We start from the raw sequence: 25,991 nt of genomic DNA on the forward strand, positions 1-25,991 counted from the left end.
GTCATGCCGCACTAGATCCGGCATCCAGTCATGGCGCGTCTGCGCCATGAAGAGAGTCTTTTGCGATCAAGGACTTGAGCGCGCTGGACCCCGGACCCAGGCCGGGGTGACTGTGTCCGGAATTGCTGAGGCAACCCGCCTTCAGAGATAATCGCGTTTGACCGTTTCCAGAACAGCGGAAAAACGCTCCTTGCGTTCCTCCAGCCTGCCATCCGGGCTGAGACGCGGTTCGGCACGGCTTGCCTGCCAGAGCGCCAGCGTGGAAGGTGCTGCCAGCACTTGCTTGGCCAGTTTGCGCAGCGACAGGGATTGGCTTGCCTGCGGCCGCACCAGCACATCGCCCTCATGCGCCGGACCGGATCCAGCCTCGGCAATGACGGGGGCTGGCGGCGGCGGGAAGCTCATACCCCAGAAACGCGATCCCTTTTTCGCCGCCTCGGCGCGGGTGGAGACTGGCACGTAACGCGGCTGATACTCCACACCGACCGTGCCTGCCCAATCGCTCCACTTGAAACTGTTGATCGAGGGAGATGTGCTCACCGCCACCCATGGCACGCGGAACGCATCGGCAAGAATGGCGCCATGCATGGATTCGGCCACGATAAATTCAGATTGGGCGATGGCGCGGATGACCGACATCGCCTCGCCGCGCGGGTCGAGATAGGTCAGTCCCGCCGGTTCGCAAACCGTTTCCCACATGCCGAATTCCGCCGATTCCCAATGGGGAACAAAGGTTTTCTTGTAGAGTTTCTGCAGGCCTTTGAACTCCGGCATCTCGGTCACCATCACGGCGGGATCGACAATGCCCTTTTCGGGAGAAAGTCCCAATTTGGCTGCGGTTTTTTCGCCGCGCACGCAGCGAATGTCCCAAAATCCGGTGCTTGTATCCGGCACCGCGCCGTAGCCATAACCGCTGCCGATCACAAGCTTGCGCTGCTTTGCGGGCAACAATGTATCATTGAGAACCGTGCCGACACCGACGAGCATCACATCGTCATGCACGTCCCGCAGCCCGGGCAGCAGAAAGTCCCACAGCCACAGATTGAGATCGTCGCCAAAATTTCCGTGATGCGATTCCCAGTGGTAAGGTTTCATGAAGTCACTCCTGGGTGAAAAACATATAAATTCTTGCAGGCAAGAATTCGATCATCTTGTCCGCACTATTTTGCCTGCGCCGAGCTCAAAAGCCGCTCGCAGGAGTGCCGGATCGCGCATCGCCCACTTCAGCAGCAGTCCGAATTCGGGCACCTTGCGCCGTTTCAGATTGCCCGCCTGGCTCCAGAGCGCCTGTTTGCGCGCCGTATTTTTATAGGAAGCGATCGAGGCCACATCGTCCGGCCGCCGCGAAAATCGCCCCTCCAGCGTATCGAGCGCAACCCAGGTATTGAACTGCTGGCGCAGGAATTCCGGCGAGGTATTGTCGATGCTGTGGAAGATATTGACGCCCATTCCGCGCATGGCACCGGCATCGTCACACAGAAGCGTGCGCTTGGATGCGAGGATGGAATCGCAGAAAAACAGCACATCTTCCGCCGCAAGCCGGAGCGCCGGATCGAAGCGTATCTTTTCAAAAAGCGGGCGGCCGATCACCATGCAGGAGAGATGCAAGAAGCTCCAGTTGCGCAGCATCACGCTCGCCAGATCCGGCAGCTCGATCACCAGAGGCCGCTCGGAAAGCCTTGCGGCGCCCTCGTTCTTCTCCAGCTCGGAAATGGCGAAATGATAATAAAATTCGTCACTTGCCTGCATGGATGCCCAATAGCACTCACCGCCAAATGTCTTCAGCGCGAAGGCCGCATTCTGGAGATGATCGGGCGTCCAGATGTCGTCCGAGTCAAGAAATGCGACGTAATCGCTGCCAGCAGGAACGTGGTCGAGACCGGTATTGCGCGCACCACCCGGCCCGCCATTGGCCTGCTTAATGACGAGAATCCGCTCTTTCTGCGCTTGCGAAAGTTCTGCAAGCTCATTGTCTATCGGATATGGCGATTCGTCATCGACGATGACAAGATCGAAATCCTGGTAAGTCTGCGCAAAAACCGATGCGAGCGCACGTCCAAGAATTCCGTGCTGCTTTTGGTAATAGGGAATGACGACAGTAAATCTTGCCATTGTTTCGCCCCTTGCGTTGATCAAGAAGTGTCGGGCCCGATCCTAAAAGCGGCCCCGATGGTATCGGCAACTCCCCACCGGCGTTCCTCCCCGCCGGCCTCCAGAAACAGGATGCTTGTATGCCCCCAGCTCCAAATGTAAAGACCATCACCACGAATGTCGGCTGGAGCGTCTTGTCTAAGACAGGGACATTCGGGCTTAAATTTGTCACCGTTCCCATTCTTGCACGACTGCTGACACCGGAAGAATTTGGTGTGGTTGCAGTCGGCTTAACGGTTGTACAATTCCTGACCATGATAGCCGGAGCGGGGCTGACCTCGGCGCTGATCGTCGAGAAAGAAGAGGATATGGATACAATCCATACCGTTTTCTGGGCAAATCTGGCGATTTCCTGCACCATGGCCGCTGCGCTCTACATTTTCGCGGAGTTCTTCGGTGGGCTTCTGGGTGCGGTGGAAAGTGCCTATCTGCTGCGTATCATGGCCTTTCTCATTCCGTTGCAACTTGCGGGTGATGTCGCCTATTCACTGCTTGCCCGGCGCATGAACTTCAGCCAGGATGCGCTGTGGAGCATGGCGTCTGAAAGCATCGCGGCGGTTGTCGCCGTGGCTATGGCGCTTCTCGGCTTCGGCGTCTGGGCGCTCATCATCCAGCTTTTCGCCGCCGCACTCATCAGGCTTGTCGGGCTATATGCCGTTTCCCGCTATTGCCCGCGTTTCGTCATGAAACCGCGCCGTCTGGTGCCGCTTCTCGGTTTCAGCTCCGGCCTGATGGGATCGGAAATCGCCAATTTCGTCACCTTCCAGTCGCCGATGGTGGTGATCGCCCGGCATCTCGGCCTTGCCGATGCGGGCGCCTATTCCGCCTCCAACCGTTTTGCCAGCATTCCCAATCAGGTCGTGCTGTCGGCCGTCATGGGCGTGCTGTTTCCCGCCTTCAGCCGTATGATGGACGATCCGCAGCGCCGGCGTGATGCCCTGATGTTCAGCACGCAGGTTCTGACCGTCCTGCTTGCGCCGATGATGTTCGGCCTCTGGGCGGTGGCCGAACCGGCCATGCTGGTGATTTTCGGGCAGAACTGGGCTTATGCCTGGCCGGTTCTCGGTCTCCTTGCCCTCTCGAAAGCCATTCTGACCCCATGCAGCACCTTTATCCCCTATCTCAAGGGTGCCGGCTATGGGCGTGTTCTGTTCTGGTCGGCCACGATCCGCGCCATCGTCACCACAGTTGCCGTCTGGGCTGCAGCCGTCTACGGCAGCCTGATCGACGCGATGATTTGGCTCTGCATCGTCAATGCGGTGACGCTGGTTGCCTACTCATGGGCGGTGTTCAAGGCAAGCGATACACCCTTTCTCAGCGGCCTCTATGTCAGCAGCAGACCGATGATTGCAGCGCTGGTCATGGCCGTTTCGGTGCGTTACCTGCTTCACATCATTGCCGAACGCATCCCCAGCGCAACGCTTCAGGTGCTCGTTGGCGCCGCAGTCGGCGGCGTCATCTATGCGGCGCTGATTTTGCTGACCGAACGCGCCCTGCTTGGAAAAATCCTCGGGATGGTCAAATCGCGGCGAATGCGTGAAAACGCAACCCAAGGTTAGTGTCTCGTAACCGAAAGCGCCTCATTTCGGCCGTTAACAGGTCTCACCCGTCACGGATATGTGTTTCGTGACGGCATGGCAAAGCCATTTTTTTGCGGTGCAATATCGCGTACAATGATAATATCGCTTCCTTTGGCGATTTTTAGTGACGACTTAAATCTAGAAAAAATTAAATATTTTCAGTTGCTTAATTTTTTAAAGTCGCACGGAATGCCGGAACGCCAGACAATCACCCGCAATATCTAAGCTTGTGTTTTTCCCGCGTCGCCACATTTTACCCTAAAGTCGAAACCAGACTTACGAGTGCGGGCTTAAGTTCGCTCTGGTTGCAACGCGGCGTGGGTGGACGCCGCCCAATAGGGGTGACTGATGTGACTGTCGATCAGAACCTATCCTCCCGTATCAATTTGATGCGTATATTGCTGATCTCTGGAATCGTGTTCGTCCATGTGCCGCACGATGCCGAAACCAGCCCTTTTCTTGGCCTTTACGGCTTCTTCGACTGGCTGCGTGTTTTTCTGGGCGACGCCCTGTTTCGCATCGGTGTGCCCTGTCTCAGCGCGATATCCGGCTATCTGCTGTTTCGTCGCGGCATGAGCGGGTTCGATTATCCGGCGACGATCCGTTCGAAGTCGAAAACGGTGCTGCTGCCCTTCCTGCTGTGGAATGGCGCGTTGTTTGCCGCAATTTTGCTTATCCAGCTGTTTGACGTTGGTGTGGGTTATTTCCCGGACCTCTGGAACGCCAGCCCGCGTGAAATCATCAGCCATGGCACGGCGCTCGAAGAACTGCCGGTAAACGTGCCGCTTTATTTCCTGCGCGACCTGTTCGTCTGCATCCTGCTGTCGCCGGTGCTCGCATTTCTCATGCGCCGCTTTGCGCTGCCAACGCTCGCTATCCTGCTCTTCATAACCGCCATGCCTGATCTGACGATCTTCATAGTCCAGAAGAAATCGATCCTGTTCAGCTTCTCACTGGGCATCGCACTTGCGCTGCACCGCGTCGATGTCAAGGCACTCGATCCCTACGCCTTCCCGATCATGGCGCTGACCTTTGTCGCTGCGGCCATGCTGGCAACAGGCCTCTATTTCACCGGCCCGGAGTTTACCTTCTGGCTGAACATGTCTCGCAATTTGCTCGCTGTTTTCGGCGCGCTCGGTTTCTGGGCGTCGTCGGCGCTTTTGATCCGCAGCAGGCTCGGCAAGCGGCTTTCCGAAACCGGAAGCCTCAGCTTCTGGATATTCTGCGCTCACTATCCGTTGCTCGTCATCATGTGGATGGTCTGGAACAAGGGCGGACCCGATTTCTACCCCGCCTTCTATGTCATCGCCACGCTGTCCGCCTTTGTCATTCTGGTGGTGAGCAATGCACAAACCCGCAAATACCTGCCGGCCGTCTATGCCGTGCTGACCGGAAGCCGGAACGGCAAACGCAAGACAACGTCCGAATTCGCTGCAAAACGGGCCTCCATGATCGGCCCGCCCACATCCGAAACACTTTATTCGCAACGACAGAGGTGAACCAATGACAACATTTGTCACCCGCGTTCAGACACGCATTCTTCTCGCCGCCGCCCTGCTGGCGACACCCTTCACGACACCGAGCCAGGCACAAGAAGGCAACGGTGCATCCTTCATCGAGAATTTCGATCAGATGGACCGGTCGTTCTGGTACGTCTCCGACGGCTGGAACAACGGTGCGCATCAGAACTGCACCTGGTCGAAGAAACTGGCCACGGTGGAAAACGGCCAGCTGACGCTTGGTTTTGAGGAAGCAAAGTCCGGCGACCGCAACTTCGCCTGCGGTGAAATCCAGACCAAGGGGCGTTATCGCTACGGCACCTATGAAGCACGGATGAAAGCCGCTACCGGCTCCGGATTGAACTCCGCCTTCTTCACCTATATCGGCCCGACCGACAAAAAGCCCCATGATGAAATCGACTTCGAGGTTTTGGGCAAGAATACGGGCAAGGTACAGCTGAACCAGTATATTTCCGCCAAGGGCGGCAATGAGAAACTGGTGCCGGTAGAAGGCGGAGCTGATGCTGGCTTCAACGATTACGCCTTCGTGTGGGAGCCTCAGCGCCTGCGTTACTACGTCAACGGCAAGCTCGTTCACGAAGTCACGGATGAGACCAAGATTCCGCAGAATGCCCAGAAGATTTTCTTCAGCCTGTGGGGAACCGACACGTTGAAGGACTGGATGGGTGCCTTTTCCTATTCCGGCGCAACACAGATGATTGTTGACCGCTTCGCCTTCACGGCGCTCGGCGACAAATGCCAGTTTCCCGAATCCATCGCCTGCGCCCTTAACTGATTGCTTTTTTAAACCTGAGCCTCGGCGTCCTTGACGTATGAAACCAACCGGAACCCATGCATGATCCATGTTCTTTATCTCGCGCATGATCTGTCGGACCCCGCCATTCGCCGGCGGGTGTTGACCTTGCTTGCGGGCGGCGCGCGGGTCACGCTGGCGGGCTTCCGGCGCGGACAGAACCGGCTTGCAGAGATCGAGGGCGTGGTGCCGGTCATTCTCGGAGAAACCGCCGATGGGCGGTTTCTTCAGCGCATGGCAGCCGTCGCCAAAGCCAGCCTCTCGCTCGGCAAAACATTACGCGGCATCCCCATGCCCGACGTCATTCTTGCCAGAAACCTGGAAATGCTGGCTCTCGCAAAACGGGCCATGTCGCTTTACGACCGCCAGCCGGCACTGGTTTACGAATGTCTCGACATTCACCGCCTGCTTCTCAATGAGGGCAAGCCGGGGCAGCTTCTCAATGCGGCCCAGCGCTATTTCGCCCGGGATGCCAAGCTGCTGGTGACGAGTTCTCCAGCTTTCGTCGAGCATTATTTCAAACCCGTTTCCGGCCTGAACCTTCCCGTGCTGTTGCAGGAAAACAGGGTGCTGGCGCTTGATGCCGCTGTAGCAGCCACCCCACAACCGCGCCCACCTGCCCCCGGCGAACCGTGGAAAATCGGCTGGTTTGGGGCGCTTCGCTGCCGCAAATCGCTCGAAATCCTCGCCGATTTTGCAAGGCGCATGGATGGCAAGGTCGAAATCATCCTGCGCGGCCGGCCGGCCTATTCGGAATTTGCGGATTTCGATGGTTTCGTGGCTGCCGCGCCGCATGTGCATTTCCACGGGGCCTACAAAAACCCTGAAGATCTGGCCACCATCTATAATGAAGTGCAGTTCACCTGGGCGATCGACTTCTTCGAGGAAGGCCAGAATTCAAGCTGGCTGCTGCCCAATCGGCTCTATGAGGGATGCCTTTACGGCACCCTGCCGATTGCACTTGCAGGCACGGAAACGGCTCGTTTCATCGAAAAGCGCAATATCGGTTTTGTTCTGCAAAATGCCGGTGCAGATGATCTGGCCGCTCTTTTCAACACTATGACTCCACAAACGTATACGGACGCCTTCGACGCCCTCTCGGCACTCGATAAGAAACAATGGCTGACCGACCGCGACGATTGCCGTCAGCTGGTCCAGCAATTGTCCTCTCTTACAAAATCCGCTTCCGGCCATGCCCGTGAAGCTGCGTTTTCACCCGTGTAGTGCGTAGGGGGCAAATCATGGAAGGTCTTGGTCATTCCGGCATCAGAACTCTGATCGTCATTCCCTGCCTCAACGAGGCAAAGACGATCGAGGCGTTGCTGCGAAAATTCACCGGCGCGATGGATGGGCGTATTTTCCGCATCGTTGTTGCCGATGGCGGCAGCACGGACGGCACGCGCGACATCGTTTCCGCCTTCGCCGTAACGGATGACCGCGTTACGCTCCTTCCCAATCCCAAGCGCATCCAGAGCGCCGGCATAAACCTGGCCGTATCCACTTTCGGCGAGGATTTCGACTACCTCATCCGCATCGACGCCCATGGCGATTATCCGGATGATTATTGCCAGCGGCTGATTGAAGACGCGGATCGCACCGGCGCGGATTCCGTCGTGGTCGCCATGGATACGGTCGGGCACGGCCTGTTCCAGAAGGCGACGGCGATTGCGCAGAATTCCAAACTCGGCAATGGCGGCTCAAAGCACCGCGAAGGCGCCAAGGGACACTGGATCGACCATGGCCACCACGCGTTGATGCGGATCGCCGCCTTCGACGCGGTCGGTGGTTACGATGAAAGCTTCAGCCACAACGAGGATGCCGAACTGGATTTCCGGCTGCGCAAATCCGGTTTCCGTATCTGGATGACCGACAAGATCCGCATGACCTATTATCCGCGCGCTAGCGTCATGCCTCTGTTCAGGCAATATCTCGCCTATGGCCGTGGCCGGGCAAAGAACCTGCTGAAACATCGCTCGATCCCGAAGATCCGTCAGATGATTCCGCTGGCTGTCCTGCCGGTCTTCGTGCTTGCCCTGCTGTCGCTTGTGCATTGGGCAGCACTTATTCCGCTTGGCCTCTGGATCGCCGCATGTGTGGGTTATGGCTTGTGGATGGCAATAGGTCAGAAAAACCCATACGGCCCGCTCGCCGCCTTTTCCGCAATGGTGATGCATCTGGCGTGGTCCACCGGCTTCTGGCTGGAACTCCTGAAATTCCGGGGAAAAAAGGCTGTCTCATGACCGACCTCATCGTCACCGAACCACACAATTCAAAGACCGTCGATATCGGCATCTGTACCTACAGACGTCCGGCGCTGGTCGCCACACTTCTGTCACTGTTCGAACTGGAAGTGCCCGAAGGCGTGACAGTTCGCCTGATCGTTGCCGACAATGATGAGGAACCAAGTGCCAAGGCAAGTGTGGATCGGCTGCGCGAAACTTCGCCTTTCGAGATCGCCTATGTCCATTGCCCGAAATCGAATATCTCGATTGCCCGCAACGCCTGCCTCTCTGAGAGCCGGGCGGACTATCTGGCCTTTATCGACGATGATGAGACCGCCCCGCCGCACTGGCTGGCCGCACTTATGGAAAAGGCAGGCGAAACCGGCGCGGATGTCGTTCTTGGCCCAGTGACGGCGGTTTACCGTGAGAATGCGCCGGGCTGGATGAAACGTGGCGATTTTCACTCGACCGTGCCCGTCTGGGTGAATGGCGAGATCATCACCGGCTACACCTGCAACACGCTTCTCAAGATGGACGCCCCATCGGTAAAGGACCGGCGTTTTGCGCTGGCGCTCGGCCAGAGCGGCGGTGAGGACACGCATTTCTTCTCGCATCTCCATGCTTCGGGCGGTCGCATCGTCTTTGCGCAAAAGGCCGTGCTCTCCGAGCCGGTGCCGGAAAACCGCGCCCGTTTCATGTGGCTTGCCAAACGTCGCTTCCGCTCCGGCCAGACCCATGGCCGTGTGCTTGCCGAAAAGAAACCCGGCGCAAGACGCGTGATGCAGGTGCTGAAGGCAGGATCGAAAGTTCTCTATTGCGCCGTCTTTGCCGCGCTGAACGGTTTCAACGCCGTGCGCCGCAACCGCTATGCCCTGCGCGGCGCCTTGCATCTCGGCTCGGTAAGCGGCGCCTTCGGAGTGCGCGAAATCCGCCAATACGGCGCGGTGGAGGCAACCTGATGGAGAACCTTAACCCTCAGCCCGATATCAGCTTCGTCATTGCCGCCTATAATGCCGCAGAGACGATCGAAGCCGCCATTCAAAGTGCGCTTGAACAGCAGGGCGTGACACTGGAGGTGATCGTCGTGGACGACCGCTCCGCCGACGAGACGATCTCGCTCGTCGAGGCCATTGCGGCCAACGATCCGCGTGTCCGGCTGCTTGCGCTTGAACAGAACCTCGGACCGGGAGGCGCGCGCAATGCCGGTATCGACGCAGCAACCGGACGCTTTATCGCAGTTCTCGATTCGGACGACGTCATCCGCCCCGACCGTTCCGCCTGCATGATGTGCCGGGCAGATGCGGCCAATGCGGTGATCGCTGTCGACAATCTCGATGTCGCCTATACGGACGGCAGGCCGATGGAAACGATGTTCGCAGAGGAGTTTCTGGAGGAAAGACCCGTCCTTACCCTTGAGGACTTCATTTCCTCCAACATCCTTTTCCGCTCCACCTTCAACTTCGGCTACATGAAGCCGATGTTCCGGCGCGATTTCCTAAATAGCGAGGGATTGCGTTTTCGCGAGGACATCCGCATCGGCGAGGATTACATCCTGCTTGCCTCGGCGCTTGCCGCCGGCGGCCTTTGCGTCATCGAGCCGAAACCGGGCTACATCTATAATATTCGCGAGGGTTCGATCTCGCGCGTCCTCGAAATCCACCACGTCGAAGGAATGATGCGGGCGGACCAGGAGTTTCTGAGCCACTACGCGCTGTTGCCCGCCGCCATGGATGCGCAGCAGGCCAGAAGCCGTAGCCTGCAACTGGCCCGTAACTTCCTGACATTGGTGGAAGACATCAAGCGCCGCTCGATTATCGGCGCGCTGAAGACAACGATCAGAGATCCCGCCGTGCTGGGGCATTTGAGAATGCCCATTGCCGTGCGGCTGAAGAGGTTGCGGAACGCGATGTTTGCGCCCGCGGCAAATACTGGGGTGAAAAGGCAGATTTCGTAAAATTTGTGAGCGGACAAATCTGTACGCGAAAAATCTGCAAGCGGACTGGGGACAGATCAAACCTTGATGAAGGAGAACGCGATGGACCTGAACAAAACTGTCAGAAAAGCCGTCATTCCCGTAGCCGGCAACGGCACGCGGTTTTTGCCCGCCACCAAGGCGATGCCGAAGGAAATGCTCACGATCGTCGACCGGCCGGTCGTGCAATATGCCGTCGATGAGGCCATGCAGGCCGGCATCGAGCACATTATTTTCGTAACCAGCCGTAACAAGACCGCCATCGAAGACTATTTCGACAGCGCGCCCGAGCTTATCAACACGCTCACCCGCTCCGGCAAGACGGTGCAGGTGCTGCAGCTTGAAAAGATGCTGCCAGTCGCAGGCACAGTCAGCTACACCCGCCAGCAGGTGCCGCTCGGCCTCGGCCACGCGGTTTGGTGCGCGCGCGAACTGGTGGGCAAGGAGCCTTTTGCGCTGCTTTTGCCTGATATGGTTTCCTATGGCGCACGCGGCTGCATTGCCGGGTTGATGGAACTCTACGACGAAGTCGGCGGCAATATCCTCGGTGTTGAGGAATGCCTGCCGGAAGAAGTGTCATCCTACGGCGTCGTTGGTGTCGGCCAGAAGGTCAATCACGGCTTTGCGGTGACCGAAATGGTCGAGAAGCCGGAACCATCCAGGGCGCCTTCGAATTATTATCTCAACGGCCGTTATATTCTGCAGCCGGAAATCTTCGACATTCTCGCCAAACAGGAGCGTGGCGCGGGCAACGAAATCCAGCTGACTGACGGCATGAAGCGGCTCGCTGAGAAGCAGGCCTTCCATGCGCAGAAGTACAGCGGTCGCACATTCGACTGCGGCAGCAAGCAGGGCTTCATCGCCGCCAATGTCGCTTTCTCGCTGATGCGTGCCGACATGGAGGCGCAGGTTCTCGCTTCCGTCAAGGAACTCGTCGCAAACCATGAAAGCCGCGTTCAGGCGGCCTGACTTTAATCGTGCTGCCGGGGAGGCGGTCGGCACATCAATAACGGGGGGCGGGAAGCCGAGCGTTGCTCGGCTTCCCGCGTACCATTTTTAATTCACAAGGTAGGTCCATGCACCACAAGACCTTTAAATCCAGCATCGGTTTTCCGGATCCCGGCAAGGATGCCGACACATTTATTGACCTCGATCGCCTCTGGGCAGCCGTGGTGCGCCGCGCCAATGTCATTGCCGCCTCGGTCATCGCCGCTGTGGTTCTGGCCGGCCTTTATCTGGTGCTTGCAACCCCCGTTTACACCGCGATGACTCAGGTGCTTCTGGATGAAAGCCTTTCCCGTTACGCGGAAGAGGAATCGCCGGTACCTGCCGCCCAGATCGTCGACAACCGTATCGCCAGTGCTGTGGAAATTCTGAAATCCAAGGAAATGGCGCTGACCGTGGTCGACAAGGCCAAGCTCGACGAGAACGACACCATCGTCAATCCGTCGCTGTCGCCGGTCGATCTCGTGAAATCTTCCGTGCGCGGTATCGTCGATCTCATCCTGCCCGGAGATCCGCCGGCCTCCGAAGCGGCAATCCGCGCCGGACGCCGCGAAAAGGCAGCCGCCGTGCTGCAACAATCGCTGATCGTAGAGCGTGTCGGCCGCAGTTCGGTCATCGCCATTTCCACCCGTTCGACGGATCGGCAGCTTGCCGCGCTCATCGCCAAGACCTATGCGCAGGCCTATCTGACCGAACAGCTGAACGCCAATTTCGACGCCAGCGAGCGCGCTTCTGTGTGGCTTCAGGAGCGCATGAGCGACCTGAACCAGCGTGCGCAGGCCGCCCAGCTTGCCGTCGAAAAATTCAAGACGGACAATAATATCGTTTCTTCGCGCGGCGAGCTCATGTCGGAAGGCCAGTTGGCCGATCTCAACGGCCAGCTGATTGCCGCGCAGGCGGATGTCGCGACGGCTGCTGCACGTTATGGCCAGTACAAATCCATCATCGACCGGGGACCGGATGCAGCGGTTGACAATGCAGTCGTTTCCGCACGGGATGCCGATAACTCGGTCATTCAGGACCTTCGCAAGCGCTACATCACGATCTCTGACCGATTGCAGGGCGTCGTCCAGCAATTCGGCGCCGACCACCCTCAGGCGGTAGCGCTGGAGAGTGAGAAGAAAGAAATTGCAAGGCAGATATTCCAGGAACTGCAGCAGGTTACGGGCAGCCTGAAGAACGAATACGACGTCTCCAATTCCCGTGTGCAATCGCTTCGCGACAATATCGACCGCGTGGCGGGCCGCAATTCGCAAGCCAATATCACTATGGTGCAATTGCGTGAGCTGGAGCAGCGGGCAACCGCTCTGCGCACACTCTACCAGTCCTACCTCGGCCGCTTCGAAGAAGCATCCCAGAAGCAGTCGCTGCCGATCGCCAAGGCCCGCATCATCTCCGAAGCGGGTCTGCCGACAGCTCCGTCCAGCCCGAAAAAGACGATGACCATGGCGCTTTCCGTCATTCTCGGCCTTATGCTGGGCGGCGGCATCGCAGCGCTTCTTGAGTTCCGGGATCGCTTTTTCCACACCGGCAACGATGTGCGCGACAATCTGCGCATGCGTTTTCTGGGCTACCTGCCCTTTATCGGGGAACGGGGTGCAGAAACCGCAAAGTCGGGTACCCCTGCCGCCACCCCCGGCAGCGAGAGCACGACCATCGACGAAAACGGTCAGGTCTCGTTCCAGAAAATGCTGCGCCTTGCCGTCGACAGCCCGCGCTCAAGCTTTGCCGAGACGCTGCGCAACGTGAAGCTAACGGCTGATGTCGTTATCCAGGAACGCCAGTGCCGGGTAATCGGCGTCATCTCATGCCTGCCGAACGAGGGTAAATCGGTCGTGGCGCTCAATCTCGCCGGTCTGATCGCCTCCACCGGCAAGCGCACGCTTGTGGTGGATGCCGACATCCGCAACCCCGGCCTCAGCCGCATGCTGACAACGCGGCAATCCGCCGGTCTGGTGGAGGTCGTGCTTGACGAGATACCGTGGACGCAGGCAGTGAAGGTCGATACCCGCACGAAAATGGGCATCCTGCCGGTTTCCACCAGCAACCAGTTTGCCCATTCAAGCGAGCTTCTTGCCTCCTCCGGCATGCGCAAATTCATCGAATCGGCGCGTGAGGCCTGCGACTACATCATTGTCGACCTTGCACCCGTCGTTCCCGTCATCGACGCTAAAGCCTTCGCACCGCAGGTCGATGGTTTCGTCTTCGTTACGGAATGGGGCAAGACGCCGATCCAGATGGTGCAGAACCTGATGGCCAACGAACCGCAGATTGCCAACAAGACGTTGGGGATCGTGCTCAACAAGACCGATATGACGGAATTGCAGCGTTATGCAGGCCCCGGTGGTTCTGAGCACTATCACGAGACATTCGCGGCCTATTACGGCGACGCCAAACCGCCGGTGAAGGAAAACGCCTGAATGGTGTAGCGGCCCGGTGCAAACCGGGCCGCTTTTTTTTGCAGCTCAAATTTTGCTATCCAGCCTATGGCGTTGCCCGCAAAATTACGCATTGATGGCGACCAACCAATCGCCAGCAAGCAGGACCAGTTTCATGCCATCACCCATCGCCCTTGTTTCGCGGATGAATGCGCAAGCGGAAGCCATCTGGAAGCAAGCGCTTCGCGACGCCATGCCGGAAGAGGAAATCCTCTCCTTTTCCGAATTAAGCGGGGAGCAGAAACGCGCGGTGGACTTCGCCATCGTCGCCAATCCCGATCCAGCCGATATTGCAGCCTTGCCGGGTCTTTCGTGGATTCACAGCCTGTGGGCGGGTGTCGAACGGCTCGTTCTGGAACTGGGAGACAAGGCGCCGCCGATCGTGCGGCTGAAAGACCCGGAGCTTTCACGCGTGATGGCGGAAGCCGTGCTGGCATGGACATATTACCTGCAACGCGACATGCCGGCCTATCGCGTAAACCAGCAAAAAGCCCTCTGGCAGGAACTCGATTATCGGCATCCGGGCGAGATGACCGTCGGCCTCCTCGGCCTCGGCGCGCTCGGAACGGCTGCGGCGCAACGCCTGCTTCATGCAGGCTTCAACGTTTCCGGCTGGAGCCGCTCGGCCAAGGCAATCGAGGGAGTGGCAACGCTGACGGGCGATGACGGGCTGGGGGACTTGCTGGAAAAAAGCGACATTCTCGTCTGTCTGGTGCCGCTGACCGATGCGACGCGCGGCCTTCTGAATGCCGACCGTCTCGGCGCCATGAAAAAGGGAGTCGCACTCATCAATTTCGCCCGCGGAGCCGTCGTCGTCGCCGATGACCTGATCGCGGCGCTTGATTCCGGCCAGCTTTCGCATGCGGTTCTCGATGTCTTCGAACAGGAGCCGCTACCTCACGCTTCCGCATTCTGGCAGCACCCGAAAGTGACCGTCCTGCCACATATTTCCGCGCCGACAAGCCGGGAAAGTTCAGCGAAAATAGTGGCAGGCAATGTCAAGACATGGCGTGAAACAGGTACGCTGCCGGAAACGGTCGATATGACGCGCGGTTATTGAGACAGGATGGCGGGCGGTTTATTCGCCCGCCATCGTGTTTGCCGTATGGGCCAGTTCGACAGCTGAGACGATCTGCTGTTCGTCATAGGGCTTGGTCAAAAGCACTGCCGTTTCCGGCGCCCCGTTCGGCAGTTGGTTGTCTCCCGTGGCAAACACGATGGCTAGTCCCGGTTTCCGGCGCAATGCCTCAACCGCCAGCTCGCCGCCCTTCATGTCCGGCAGGCCTATGTCGGTAACGAGAACATCGATCTCTTCCGTCTCGATCGCCTTTAGCGCCTGCACAGCATTTCCGGCCTCGACGACGGCAAAGCCGTTATCGGCCAGCATCTCGGTCGAATTCATCCGGATCAACTCGTCATCCTCAACAAGAAGCACGCAAACCGATCTGGTCTCGTCTCCGACGACCTGCGCGGATTCGGGGGTTTTGGAATGACGCGGTGATGATACCGGCCTCGTCTTGGCGAGAGAAACCTGCTTGCGATTGGCGATGACATGGCGGATGCGCCGCGCCAGCGCTTCGCGCGTGTAAGGCTTGGAGAGCAGTTCCACCCCGGAATCCAGCTTGCCGCCATGCACGATGGAGTTTTCCGTATAACCGGATGTGAAGAGAACGGCGAGATTAGGCAACCTTTCCTGCGCCCGGCGCGCCATTTCCCGGCTTTTCAAAGGTCCCGGCATCACCACATCGGTGAAGATTACGTCAATCGGAATGCCGCTTTCGACCACCGTCAAACCAGCCTGCGCATCGCGGGCAGTGAGCACGCGGTAACCGAGATCGCTCAGTGTCTCGACGACGGTGCTGCGCACCTCCTCGTCATCCTCCACCACAAGGATCGTTTCCGTGCCACCCTCGACGGGGCCGGTCGGTATCACCACTTCCCTGTCCTCGTCGGCGGCGGATCGCGGTAGATACATCTTCACCGTCGTGCCCTGCCCCACCTCGCTATAGATGTTGACATGGCCACTGGACTGTTTTGCAAAACCGTAAACCATCGAAAGGCCGAGACCGGTGCCCTTGCCTTCCGGTTTCGTCGAAAAGAACGGCTCGAACACCTTTTCCAGAATGTCCGGCGACATGCCCGATCCGGTATCGGTAACAGCCAGCATGACATATTGCCCCGGCGAGACTTCCGAATGCTTGCGCGCGTAATCGCGATCGAGAACCGCATTGCCGACCTCGATTGTCAGCTTGCCGTGCCCTTCCATGGCATCACGCGCATTGATCGCCAGATTAAGGAGAGCGTTTTCCACCTGGTTGGGGTCGGCATAGGTATTCCACAGGCCGCCGGAGGTGATGACCTCAACCTCGATCGCCTCACCAAGCGAACGGCGCAGGAGATCGTCCATGCCGGTAACGAAGCGGGAGATGTTGATAACGCGCGGTTCCAGCGCCTGACGACGGCCAAAGGCCAGAAGCTGGCTTGCAAGCTTGGCACCGCGATGAACGCCGGCCAGCGCATTTTCCAGCCGCCGTTCGGCACGCTCGTTGCCAATCACGTCCTTTGACAGCAATTGCAGATTGCCCGCGATTACCTGAAGAAGATTGTTGAAATCATGCGCGACGCCACCGGTCAACTGGCCGATGGATTCCATTTTCTGCGCCTGCTGCAACGCTCTTTCGGTCTGGCGGCGCTCGGCGATTTCCGTCTCGACCCGCGCTTCCAGCCCTTCATTCAATTGGCGAAGCTGCTCTTCCGCTCTTATGCGGTGGCGAATCTCGCGTTCCAGATTGCTGGCATGTTCTTTAAGCGTGTTCTCGGCCAGCCGCTGTTCGGTGATATCCGTGTGGACACCCACCCATTCCGCAATATCACCGGAATTGTCGAAAATCGGAACGCCACGGATCGCAAATGTGCGGTAGACGCCGTCATGGCGGCGAACGCGATGCTCCCAAATATAGGTCGCCCGCGCGGAAACGGCTTTTGTCCAGCTTTCCAGCGAATGGTCCCTGTCTTCGGGATGAACCGCTTCGACCCAGCCGAACCCCTGATACTCGTCGAAGCTCTGCCCGGTAAGTGCACCCCACGCAGGCTGCTCACCCAGCATCATGCCGTCGGCGGTATTGGTCCAAAGCACGCCGTGGACCGCATCAACAGCGGCGCGGAAACGGTTATTGCTAAGCACGATTTCGTGCTCGGAACGTTTCCGGTCCTCGATATCGATGATCAGCACATAAATGCCGTCAACCGAACCATCTGCGATATAGCGGGGAACATAACGGATTTCGGCGGCTCGCTTGCTGCCATCCGGTCTGCTGATCACCGTATCCGAAACGATCTTTTCGCCGCCGAGCGCACGATCGAGATAGGCCCTGCGCGAACTGAAGAACGCGTCTCCAACAATTTCCGGAACGCTACGGCCGATCACCTCCTCGGCGCTGCGGCCGAACCACTCCAGATAACCGTCATTGGCGAATTTATAGACATAGTCGCGATCGACATATCCCACCAGGATTGGCAGGGCATTGGTAAGCCGGCTCAGCTCCTTGCGGCTCTGCTCCAGCGCCTCCACGGCCTTCACCTTTTCGGTGTTTTCAAGCACCGTGCACAGGACGCCGTCCACCGCGCCGCCATCATTGTAGATCGGCGTATAGAACAGATCGAAGATCACCTCTTCCGGCTGACCGTGCCGCATCAGCGTCATCGGCTGGTCGCGATAAGCCATGACCTCGCCACGAAAGCCAGCCTCCAGAATGCGGCTGTTCCAGTCCCAGATCTCGGGCCAGATACCTGGCACCGTTCCGCCCAGCGCCCGCGGGTGATAATTGCCGGCAATTTCCGCATAGCCGTCATTGTAGATCATCACATGATCCGCACCCCACATCAGCACCTGCGGAATGGGAGAGTTGACGACGGAATTGGCCTTCTGCCTCAAATTCTGCGGCCAGTCGCTAATCGGACCGAGCGATGTCTTCGACCAGTCGAAGCCACGCACAAGCTCACCCGTTTCACCGCCGCCGATCGGCCATACCGGGGCAGCACGAAGATTGGTCATTCAATATCACCACAAAAAAGAGACGAAATTTTCCGTAGTACAGAACGGAATAAATGTCCAAGAAAACAGAAACTTCTGCTTGTTGTTCACGGCTTTTCAGAAGCGCGACCGGCAAGACTGGGGAATTCGCACGCCGCAAATTTCGCAGAAGCACCCCACAAGCGTGATGATTGATTGACGATTGCCATCCTCAATACGCCAAAAACTGCCGCAAACGGAACGGCAACAAAGTAATTATTAACGCTCAATGCGGGTGCTGGCGGTCGCGGTGCCGTCAGCGCCCGGGTCTTCGCACACCGCGACCAGAGGGAACAAAAATGAAAATACTTTTGGGTGCCACAATTCTTTCCGCCGGCTTCGCCCTTACAGGCGGTGCAGCCTTTGCTGCGGACTGTGGAAACGTCACGATCGCCAGCATGAACTGGCAATCCGCTGAAGTCGCCGCCAATCTCGACAAGATCATTCTGGAAAAGGGTTACGGTTGCAGCGCTGAAATCGTCACAGGCGACACCGTACCGACATTGACCTCCATGGCCGAAAAGGGCCAGCCTGATATCGCGCCGGAGGCCTGGGTCAGCCTGCAGCCGGAAATCGTCAAACAGGGACTTGAGGGCGGCAAGGTCGTGGCGGCCGCCAAGATTCTGTCGGACGGCGCTGTGCAGGGATGGTGGATCCCGAAATATGTCGCCGATGCCAACCCCGATCTCAAGACCATTCCTGATCTCTTCAAACATCCCGAGCTCTTCCCCTCGCCTGAAGACAAGGCAAAGGGCGCCGTCTTCAACGGCCCGCAGGGCTGGGGCGGCACCGTCGTCACCGCCCAGCTTTTCAAGGCTTTTGGTGGTGAAAAGGCCGGCTTCACCCTGGTGGACACCGGTTCCGCCGCAGGTCTCGACGGCTCGGTCGCCAAGGCTTACGAAGCGAAACAGCCGTGGGTAGGCTATTACTGGGCTCCGACCTCGCTGCTCGGCAAATATGAGATGGTGAAGCTCGGCTTCGGCACGGAATATGACTCTGCCGAATGGAAGCGCTGCACCTCGGTTGCCGATTGCGCGGACCCGAAGCCCAATGCATGGCAGGTTGACGACGTGCAGACGCTGGTCAGCAAGACCTTTGCCGACCGCGCCGGCCCGGCCATGGACTATCTGAACAAACGCGCCTGGACCAACGACACCGTCAACAAGCTGATCGCCTGGATGACCGACAATCAGGCAACCGGCGAAGATGGCGCGAAACACTTCCTGAAGGAAAACGAGGCTCTGTGGACGGGCTGGGTTTCCCCCGACGTCGCGCAAAAGGTCAAGGCTGCCCTCTAAAAGGGTGGCACGACATATGTGGTCGACAGCTTGGCCCGCCAATGGCGGCGCCCGGCCGTTTTTAAGTTCCGGAGCGCGGCGGATATTGCCCGCCGGCCCCGGTTCGTCGTGGAGAACAGGATATGGATTGGCTTTTCAAATTTCCGACCATGAATGACGATGCCCTGCGTGCGCTGAAGAAAGTGATCGACGAGGGGTTTCGGGGTTTCACCAGAGCCTATGGCGGCACGATAGAGGGGCTGTTCACACCGCTCCAAAGCTTCCTCATCTGGGCGGAAAGGCTTTTGATCGGCACCCCCTGGCCGGTCGTTATTCTTATTGTCGGCGTACTCGCCTGGTTTGCCAGCCGCAGCGCCACCATTGTTGGACTATGTTGCGGTATTCTCTTTGCCATCGGCTGGTTCGGCATGTGGGAAGACACGATGAAGACGATCTCGATGATCTTCGTCTGCGCCGTGCTCTCGATCGTGATCGGTTTGCCGATTGGCATCGCCATGGCGCGGTCCAACCGCCTGCAGAGTATCGTGAACCCCGTTCTCGACGTCATGCAGACGATGCCGAGTTTCGTCTATCTCATTCCCGTCGTCATGCTGCTCGGCATCGGCCGTGTCCCGGGCGTCATCGCCGTGGTGATCTACGCCATTCCGCCGATGATCCGGCTTACCAATCTCGGCATCCGCATGGTTGACCGGGACGTGCTGGAAGCGGCAGACGCTTACGGTTCCTCGAAGCGCCAGAAGCTTTTCAAGGTGCAGCTGCCGCTTGCACTCCCCACCATCATGGCGGGCATCAACCAGACAATCATGATGGCGCTCGCCATGGTCGTCATCGCCTCCATGATAGGTGTTCAGGGCCTTGGCCAGCCGGTTCTGAAGGCCATCGCCAACCAGTATTTCACGCTCGGTGTGTTCAACGGCCTGGCAATCGTCGGCATCGCCATCATCTTCGACCGCATCAGCCAGGCCTACGGCCTTCGCCTGCAAAAACACCGGGAAGTGGCGCATGGCTAGTCAATCGATCGAAATCCGCAGCCTTTACAAGATTTTCGGCTCCAAGGCGGAGAACTACATCGACGCCGTGAAGGGCGGCATGTCCAAGGCGGAACTGAACGCCAAGCACGGCCATGTGCTCGGCCTAAGCGACATCAACATCACCATGCCGGGCGGGCAGATCACCGTGATCATGGGCCTTTCCGGCTCGGGAAAATCGACGCTGATCCGCCACGTCAACCGCCTGATCGACCCGACAGCGGGAGAAATCCTTTATGGCGGAACGGATGTCTGTCGCCTCAACGAAGCGGAACTTCTGGAATTCCGCCGCCACAAGACGGCGATGGTATTCCAGAAATTCGGCCTGCTGCCGCACCGCAACGTGCTGCAAAACGTCGTCTATGGCCTTGAGGTGCAGGGCGTCGACAAGGGCGAGCGGGAAGAAAAAGCCGACGTCTGGATCAAGCGGGTGGGGCTGGAAGGCTTTTCGAGCCATTATCCGAACCAGCTTTCAGGCGGCATGCAGCAGCGCGTGGGTCTCGCCCGCGCGCTGACCAACAACGCCGAAATCCTGCTGATGGACGAGGCCTATTCGGCACTTGATCCACTCATCCGCGTCGACATGCAGACAGTGCTGCTGGAATTGCAGAAAGAGCTGAAGAAAACCGTCGTCTTCATCACCCACGATCTGGATGAGGCTCTTCGGCTGGGAGACAAGATCGCCATTCTGCGCGACGGCGAGATCATCCAGCAGGGTACGGCCGCCGAAATTGTCATGAGTCCGGCAGACAGCTATATCGAAGCCTTCGTGGAAGAGGTCAACCGTGGCCGGGTCATTCGTCTCGGCGCCATCGTCCAGCCGGAGTTTACCGGCCAGTCGCGTCTTCAGCTCGATGCGGACATGACCGTCGAGGAAGGCTTGCGCGCGCTCGTCAGGGAGGATGTCGGCAGTGCCGTGATCATCGGCGAAAACGGCAAGTCACTCGGCTCCGTCACCACGGATGCCATCATGCGCTGCCTCGTCAGGACCACGCCAAGCGCGGAAAAAAAACTGGCCGAGGCCGGTTAGGCCAAGCCGTCGAGCCATTTGGTCATGCCCTTGGCGGCGGCCTTGCCAGTGGCAAAACAGGCGGTCAGCAGATAACCGCCGGTCGGCGCCTCCCAGTCCAGCATTTCCCCGGCAGCAAAAATGCCGGGGAGTTTTTTCAGCATGTAGTTCTCATCGATACCTTGCCAGTCAACGCCCCCAGCCGATGAAATCGCCTCGGCAATCGGTCTCGTCCGTGCAAGCGGTATCTCCGCATGTTTGATTCTTGCGGCGACCAGATCATCCGGCATCGCCGAGATATCGTGAAAGATTTCCCGCAGAAGTCCGACCTTGACGGCGGAGAGGCCCACGGCCTTCCGCAACCGGTTTGCAAAACTCTCCTTGCGGCCAAGCTTTGCCAGATCCCGGCCAAGGCGCTCCACGGTACGTCCCGGCGCCAGATCGACAGCGAGTGTCGCCTTTCCCGTGTGTTCCAGCTGGTCGCGAAGTGCGGCGGAATGGGCATAGATGACGCTGCCCTCAATGCCGTGCTGCGTCACCACGAACTCACCCTGAAACGCTCCGGCCGGGGAAATGGTGGTGACGGATTTCAACGCCTCACCGGCAAAACGCTGCCGGAAGACATCGCTCCAATCGACATCAAAGCCACAATTGGCGGGGCGGAAAGGGTTAAGCTCCACGCCTTCAGCCGCGAGTGCCGGCACCCATGCCGCATCCGAACCCAGACGCGGCCAGCTTGCGCCGCCGAGCGCCAGAAGAACGGCATCGGCCTTCATGAAGACATCGCCCTCCGGTGTCGCGAAAACCAGCCCGTCTGCGGAAAAACCCATCCAGCGATGCCGCGTCTTGATGATAACGCCGTGTGCCTCCAGCCGGGCAAGCCATGCCCGCAACAGCGGCGAGGCCTTCATGACCGTCGGAAACACCCGACCTGACGTGCCGACGAAGGTCTCCTGCCCCAGACCTTGCGCCCAGTGACGCAGCGCGCCGGGCGTGAAATCATCGAGGGCGGCGCGCAGCTTTTGCTCCGCGTCGCCAAAACGGTGGAGGAAAATGTCGTAGTCTTCGGCATGGGTGATGTTGAGACCGGATTTTCCGGCCATCAGCAATTTGCGCGCGACGGTCGGCATGGCCTCGAACACCGTTACGGCATGGCCAGCCGCAGACAGCACTTCGGCCGCCATCAGGCCCGCTGGCCCGCCGCCGACAATCGCGACCTGCCTTGCCTTCTTCAAAACCCGCTCCATCGCATCTTCGCCATTGTGGCCTTATACCGATTTCCGCGCGCGAATATATGCGATATTGAAGCGCGCATGTTCACGCTCGACCGACCCGTCACCTTTTCGCAGGATATCAAGAAAAGCCGCTTCATTGCCTTTGCAGCACCTGTCACTGGCGAGGAGGATGCGAAAAGCTTCCTTGCGGCGCATTCTGACTTCGACGCAAACCACAATTGCTGGGCATGGCGAACCGGCCAGACCTATCGTTTCAGTGACGACGGCGAGCCTTCCGGCACGGCGGGAAAGCCAATCCTTCAGGCTATCGACGGTCAGGCCCTGGACAATGTCGCGGTCCTCGTCATCCGCTGGTTCGGCGGCATTCTGCTCGGCAGCGGCGGCCTCATGCGCGCCTATGGCGGCACGGCGGCGGCCTGCCTTCGGCTTGGCGAGACGTCACCGGTCATCGCCTATGTCAGCGCGACCTTGAGCTGCCCGTTCTCCGATCTGGCCCTGGTAAAATCGCGCCTCGCCGCCACGCAAAACCTGCGAGTGGAAAAGGAGGACTTCACCGGCACCGGCGCGGATATGCAGCTTTCGGTTCCCGTAGAGGAAGCCGAGCGTCTGACACGGCTCATCAGCGATCTGACCAGTGGCCGCGTCAATCTTCATATTCCGGACTAATCATATTGCGCGGTGGGCATCTGGCCCCATGCCCGATTTGTGCTAAGGAAGCGCAATGTCATCTGAGCTTTCCAACCCCGTCTATAATCCGCCGCTCGAACCGTGGCTCACTATCGTGCACCGGGATGACGATCTACTGGTGCTGGACAAGCCGAGCGGACTTCTTTCGGTGCCGGGACGCGATCCCGCGCTCTCCGACAGTCTTTTGACGCGCGTGCAGAAACAGTTTCCAAAAGCACTGATGATCAACCGGCTGGACAAGGATACATCAGGCATCGTGTTGATGTCCCTGAACCGCAAGGCGCACGCGACCGTCGCCGCCCAGTTCGAGAACCGCCAGACCCGCAAATCCTATGTTGCCGTCGTCTGGGGTGAAGTCGAGGGTGAAGAGGGCAAGGTGGACCTGCCACTTGCGATCGACCCCGAGAACAAGCCCCGCCACCGGGTGGACCACGACCATGGCAAGCCGGCGCAAAGCCTTTGGCGCGTGCTGGAAAGATTGCCGCTTCCCGCTACGAGGCTCGCACTTGCCCCTCTCACCGGCCGCACCCATCAATTGCGGGTGCATATGAAGGCTCTCGGCCACCCTATCCTTGGCGATGAATTTTATGCAGAAGGTGAAGCGCTCGCCGCCGCGCCGCGTCTTATGCTGCATGCCGAGGCGGTGGGCTTTCGTCACCCGGATGGCCGCGACGTCACCTATACCGTGCCCTGCCCCTTCTGAGGCCTGCGATGAAAGAACAAGACGAAAGCTTCGTGGTGGATTTTGTTGGCGGTGCGGTCGGTCACCGTTTCCGCTCCGGCGAGGGGCGCGGACAGGCTCTGCCGAAGGCCGCGGGCTTCACCAAAGGCCGCACGCCAAAAATCGTCGATGCTACGGCAGGGCTCGGGCGCGATGCCTTTCTGTTGGCGTCACTCGGAGCCGAAGTTACGCTGATAGAGCGTTCACCCGGTATGCACGCCCACCTTGCTGACGGCATTCGCCGCGCATTGGAGGCGGGTGGAGCCTATGCCGAGGCTGCCTCCCGCATGACGCTGCTGCAGGGCGATTCCCGGCTTCTGCTGAAAGAACTTTCACCGGAGGTGGTGATCGTCGACCCAATGCATCCGCCGCGCCACAACACGGCGCTGGTGAAAAAGGAGATGCGGGTGCTGCGGGAACTGGTGGGATCCGATCCCGATCAGGTAGAGCTTATGGAGGCTGCGCTTGAACATGCGACGAAGCGGGTGGTTCTAAAATGGCCTCTGCGCGCCGAACCTATGCCCGGCATTCGCAAGCCTTCGCACCAGATAACGGGAAAGAACACCCGATATGATGTTTTCATGATTTTCGGAAAATCTCTCGATCCGGAGGACTGATCAGCGGAAGTTCGGCTTGCGCTGAGCGTTCATTAAAAGCTCGTGCCGGGATGCGAATTCTCCGAACAGCCTTCTCAACCGTGTCTCCTCGGCCTTGTCCAGCCGGTAACGGCGGCAAAACTCCGCAACATTGAGAATTGGCTTGGCTCTGTTCCCGTCTATGTTCTTGTTGTCGATGATCTGCATGGCGGCGCCCTCCGTGTAACCAGGGGGAAAACGTAGGCGTGGGCTTGCGGTTCCCTGTAAGTTTACATGGATGAAAAAAGAGGATGCCGCCCGTACACGGCCTCATCAAGTTTTCTTGAAACTATCGCAAGAAACGAATTCCTCCCCAAATGGTTCTCTGCCCGATGCAGACAAAGGAAGGGAGACCCATGTTCCGCAACAACCGATTTCTGAGTTCGACGATGCTATTCGCGCTGCTGGCCGTACCACTTGCCGGCGGCGCCCACGCACAGACCGCCCCGGCAGTCGAGACGAAACGGCCCAATGCGCCGGATCAGAAACCGGCTTTCGAGGGTCAGACCCGTGCGCCGCAAGCCGCCACTCAGCCGGATGTCGAAAAAACCGTCATTGCCGAGGGCCTACCGCATATCTGGTCGATGGAATTCCTGCCCGATGGCCGCATGATCGTGGCGGCCAAGGAAGGCGCAATGCACATCGTCGCAGACGGCAAAGCTGGCCCAGCGATCGAAGGCGTGCCGGAGGTAGCGTCCGACGGACAGGGCGGTCTGCTCGACATCGCGCTGGCTCCCGATTTCGAAACCTCCCGTAAAATCTTCTTCTCTTTTTCCGAGCCACGGGATGGCGGCAACGGCACCTCCGTCGCATCGGCCAAGTTGACCGAAGAGGGTGGAGCAGCAAAACTGGAAGACGTCTCGGTGATCTTCCGCCAGATGCCGACCTATGATGGCGATAAGCATTTCGGCTCCCGCCTGGTCTTCGGCCAGAACAACGAGCTCTACGTCACCGTCGGTGAACGTTCAGACGCAACGCCGCGTGTGCAGGCGCAGGACCTGTCGAGCGGGCTTGGCAAGGTCTTCCGCATTGATGCCGAAGGCAAGGCCTTCGAGGGCAACCCCTTCGCCGGCCAGCAGAACGCCCTCCCCGAGATATGGAGCTATGGCCACCGTAACCTCCAGTCGGCAGCACTGGATGGACAGGGCAGGCTCTGGACAGTGGAACATGGCCCGAAAGGCGGCGACGAGATGAACCTGCCGAAGGCGGGCCTCAATTATGGCTGGCCGGTCATCACCTACGGTGTCGAATATAGCGGTCGGTCCGTTGGCGAAGGTGCCACCGCCAAGGAAGGCATGGAACAGCCGGTTTATTATTGGGACCCCGTCATCGGCCCGTCCGGCATGGCCTTTTACGACGCCGACCAGATTTCCGAGTGGAAGGGAGCCTTCATCGTAGGCGGTCTGGTGAGCCAGGGCCTCGTCATCCTGCACATTGACGGCGACAAGGTTGCGACGGAAAGCCGATTGCCGCTGGAAGCGCGCATTCGTGATGTGAAAGTGGGTCCGGATGGCGCCGTCTATGCCGTGACCGAAGAGCGCGGCGGCGGCAACTCGCAAATTTTGCGGATCGCCAAGGCCGGCTGAGAAAGTCATGACCGGAACAGCAGGCCGCCGGAACGAAGG

Annotated in this window: 22 protein-coding genes; 17 read left to right on the forward strand and 5 right to left on the reverse strand. The window is 58.9% G+C overall.

Annotated features, from left to right (window positions below):
- Positions 1 to 141: 141 nt before the first annotated feature.
- Both GH784_RS11750 and GH784_RS11755 read right to left on the reverse strand, forming a co-directional pair.
- Entirely contained in the window at positions 142 to 1,095 is a 954-nt protein-coding gene (locus GH784_RS11750; RefSeq protein WP_004431759.1) for a polysaccharide pyruvyl transferase family protein, read from the reverse strand.
- 51 nt (positions 1,096 to 1,146) lie between these two features.
- Positions 1,147 to 2,112: a glycosyltransferase family 2 protein gene (locus GH784_RS11755; protein WP_004431756.1), complete on the reverse strand. Its 966-nt coding sequence runs from the start codon at positions 2,110 to 2,112 to the stop codon at positions 1,147 to 1,149.
- Between the two features lie 119 nt (positions 2,113 to 2,231).
- Here GH784_RS11755 and GH784_RS11760 point away from each other — a divergent pair, with 119 nt between their 5' ends.
- The 10 genes from GH784_RS11760 (at position 2,232) to GH784_RS11805 (ending at position 14,741) form a co-directional block, all read left to right on the forward strand.
- A complete protein-coding gene (locus tag GH784_RS11760) occupies positions 2,232 to 3,710 on the forward strand; it encodes a lipopolysaccharide biosynthesis protein (RefSeq protein WP_025595239.1) in 1,479 nt (492 codons plus the stop codon).
- A 371-nt stretch (positions 3,711 to 4,081) separates the two neighbouring features.
- A complete protein-coding gene (locus GH784_RS11765) occupies positions 4,082 to 5,230 on the forward strand; it encodes an acyltransferase family protein (protein WP_004431750.1) in 1,149 nt (382 codons plus the stop codon).
- 4 nt (positions 5,231 to 5,234) lie between these two features.
- The gene (exoK, locus tag GH784_RS11770) at positions 5,235 to 6,026 is read left to right on the forward strand and encodes an endo-1,3-1,4-beta-glycanase ExoK (protein ID WP_004431747.1); all 792 of its coding nucleotides are present in this window, start codon (positions 5,235 to 5,237) and stop codon (positions 6,024 to 6,026) included.
- Between the two features lie 60 nt (positions 6,027 to 6,086).
- The gene (locus tag GH784_RS11775) at positions 6,087 to 7,268 is read left to right on the forward strand and encodes a glycosyltransferase family protein (RefSeq protein WP_004431744.1); all 1,182 of its coding nucleotides are present in this window, start codon (positions 6,087 to 6,089) and stop codon (positions 7,266 to 7,268) included.
- 17 nt (positions 7,269 to 7,285) lie between these two features.
- On the forward strand, positions 7,286 to 8,284 hold the full coding sequence (locus tag GH784_RS11780; protein WP_153793427.1) for a glycosyltransferase family 2 protein: 999 nt from the start codon (positions 7,286 to 7,288) through the stop codon (positions 8,282 to 8,284).
- Positions 8,281 to 9,225, forward strand: coding sequence for a glycosyltransferase family 2 protein (locus GH784_RS11785; RefSeq protein WP_004431738.1), 945 nt, complete (start codon positions 8,281 to 8,283; stop codon positions 9,223 to 9,225). Before GH784_RS11780 ends, GH784_RS11785 begins: the two co-directional genes overlap by 4 nt.
- Positions 9,225 to 10,220: a glycosyltransferase family 2 protein gene (locus GH784_RS11790; RefSeq protein WP_004431734.1), complete on the forward strand. Its 996-nt coding sequence runs from the start codon at positions 9,225 to 9,227 to the stop codon at positions 10,218 to 10,220. Before GH784_RS11785 ends, GH784_RS11790 begins: the two co-directional genes overlap by 1 nt.
- Positions 10,221 to 10,301: 81 nt before the next feature.
- Positions 10,302 to 11,207 carry a UTP--glucose-1-phosphate uridylyltransferase gene (locus GH784_RS11795; RefSeq protein WP_004431732.1) on the forward strand — a complete coding sequence of 302 codons (906 nt, stop codon included), beginning with the start codon at positions 10,302 to 10,304 and terminating at the stop codon, positions 11,205 to 11,207.
- A 107-nt stretch (positions 11,208 to 11,314) separates the two neighbouring features.
- Positions 11,315 to 13,663 carry a polysaccharide biosynthesis tyrosine autokinase gene (locus GH784_RS11800; protein WP_004431729.1) on the forward strand — a complete coding sequence of 783 codons (2,349 nt, stop codon included), beginning with the start codon at positions 11,315 to 11,317 and terminating at the stop codon, positions 13,661 to 13,663.
- A 133-nt stretch (positions 13,664 to 13,796) separates the two neighbouring features.
- Positions 13,797 to 14,741, forward strand: coding sequence for a 2-hydroxyacid dehydrogenase (locus GH784_RS11805; RefSeq protein ID WP_025595240.1), 945 nt, complete (start codon positions 13,797 to 13,799; stop codon positions 14,739 to 14,741).
- An 18-nt stretch (positions 14,742 to 14,759) separates the two neighbouring features.
- Here GH784_RS11805 and GH784_RS11810 read toward each other — a convergent pair whose 3' ends face one another.
- Entirely contained in the window at positions 14,760 to 17,735 is a 2,976-nt protein-coding gene (locus tag GH784_RS11810) for a PAS domain-containing protein (RefSeq protein ID WP_004431725.1), read from the reverse strand.
- A gap of 317 nt (positions 17,736 to 18,052) precedes the next feature.
- Between GH784_RS11810 and GH784_RS11815 the strand changes: the two genes are divergently transcribed.
- The 3 genes from GH784_RS11815 to GH784_RS11825 all read left to right on the forward strand — a co-directional run bounded on the left by GH784_RS11815 (position 18,053) and on the right by GH784_RS11825 (position 21,109).
- On the forward strand, positions 18,053 to 19,051 hold the full coding sequence (locus GH784_RS11815) for an ABC transporter substrate-binding protein (RefSeq protein WP_004431723.1): 999 nt from the start codon (positions 18,053 to 18,055) through the stop codon (positions 19,049 to 19,051).
- A 122-nt stretch (positions 19,052 to 19,173) separates the two neighbouring features.
- On the forward strand, positions 19,174 to 20,061 hold the full coding sequence (locus GH784_RS11820) for an ABC transporter permease (protein WP_004431720.1): 888 nt from the start codon (positions 19,174 to 19,176) through the stop codon (positions 20,059 to 20,061).
- Entirely contained in the window at positions 20,054 to 21,109 is a 1,056-nt protein-coding gene (locus GH784_RS11825) for a quaternary amine ABC transporter ATP-binding protein (RefSeq protein ID WP_025595241.1), read from the forward strand. The genes GH784_RS11820 and GH784_RS11825 overlap by 8 nt, the downstream gene beginning before the upstream one ends.
- On the opposite strand, the gene GH784_RS11830 is transcribed toward GH784_RS11825, so the two are convergent.
- Entirely contained in the window at positions 21,106 to 22,335 is a 1,230-nt protein-coding gene (locus tag GH784_RS11830) for a TIGR03862 family flavoprotein (protein ID WP_013762049.1), read from the reverse strand. The two genes, GH784_RS11825 and GH784_RS11830, sit on opposite strands and share 4 nt — an antisense overlap.
- A 66-nt stretch (positions 22,336 to 22,401) precedes the next feature.
- On the opposite strand from GH784_RS11830, the gene GH784_RS11835 reads away from it, so the two are divergent.
- The 3 genes from GH784_RS11835 to GH784_RS11845 are packed head-to-tail and all read left to right on the forward strand — an operon-like array spanning position 22,402 to position 24,348.
- Positions 22,402 to 22,989, forward strand: a complete 588-nt coding sequence (locus GH784_RS11835; protein WP_019566553.1) for an IMPACT family protein — start codon at positions 22,402 to 22,404, stop codon at positions 22,987 to 22,989.
- Between the two features lie 55 nt (positions 22,990 to 23,044).
- Entirely contained in the window at positions 23,045 to 23,713 is a 669-nt protein-coding gene (locus GH784_RS11840; RefSeq protein WP_004431711.1) for a pseudouridine synthase, read from the forward strand.
- Positions 23,714 to 23,721: 8 nt separating this feature from the next.
- Complete coding sequence (locus tag GH784_RS11845) at positions 23,722 to 24,348, forward strand: class I SAM-dependent methyltransferase (RefSeq protein WP_004431708.1); 627 nt, start codon at positions 23,722 to 23,724, stop codon at positions 24,346 to 24,348.
- Here the strand turns inward: GH784_RS11845 and GH784_RS11850 are convergent, their stop codons facing one another.
- On the reverse strand, positions 24,349 to 24,534 hold the full coding sequence (locus tag GH784_RS11850; RefSeq protein WP_004431706.1) for a hypothetical protein: 186 nt from the start codon (positions 24,532 to 24,534) through the stop codon (positions 24,349 to 24,351). It lies immediately after the preceding gene.
- Between the two features lie 188 nt (positions 24,535 to 24,722).
- On the opposite strand from GH784_RS11850, the gene GH784_RS11855 reads away from it, so the two are divergent.
- The gene (locus tag GH784_RS11855) at positions 24,723 to 25,952 is read left to right on the forward strand and encodes a PQQ-dependent sugar dehydrogenase (RefSeq protein WP_004431704.1); all 1,230 of its coding nucleotides are present in this window, start codon (positions 24,723 to 24,725) and stop codon (positions 25,950 to 25,952) included.
- The last annotated feature ends 39 nt before the right edge of the window (positions 25,953 to 25,991 follow it).

Origin of the sequence: Agrobacterium tumefaciens (assembly GCF_009649785.1) — a bacterium.
GTDB classification, from domain to species: domain Bacteria; phylum Pseudomonadota; class Alphaproteobacteria; order Rhizobiales; family Rhizobiaceae; genus Agrobacterium; species Agrobacterium tumefaciens.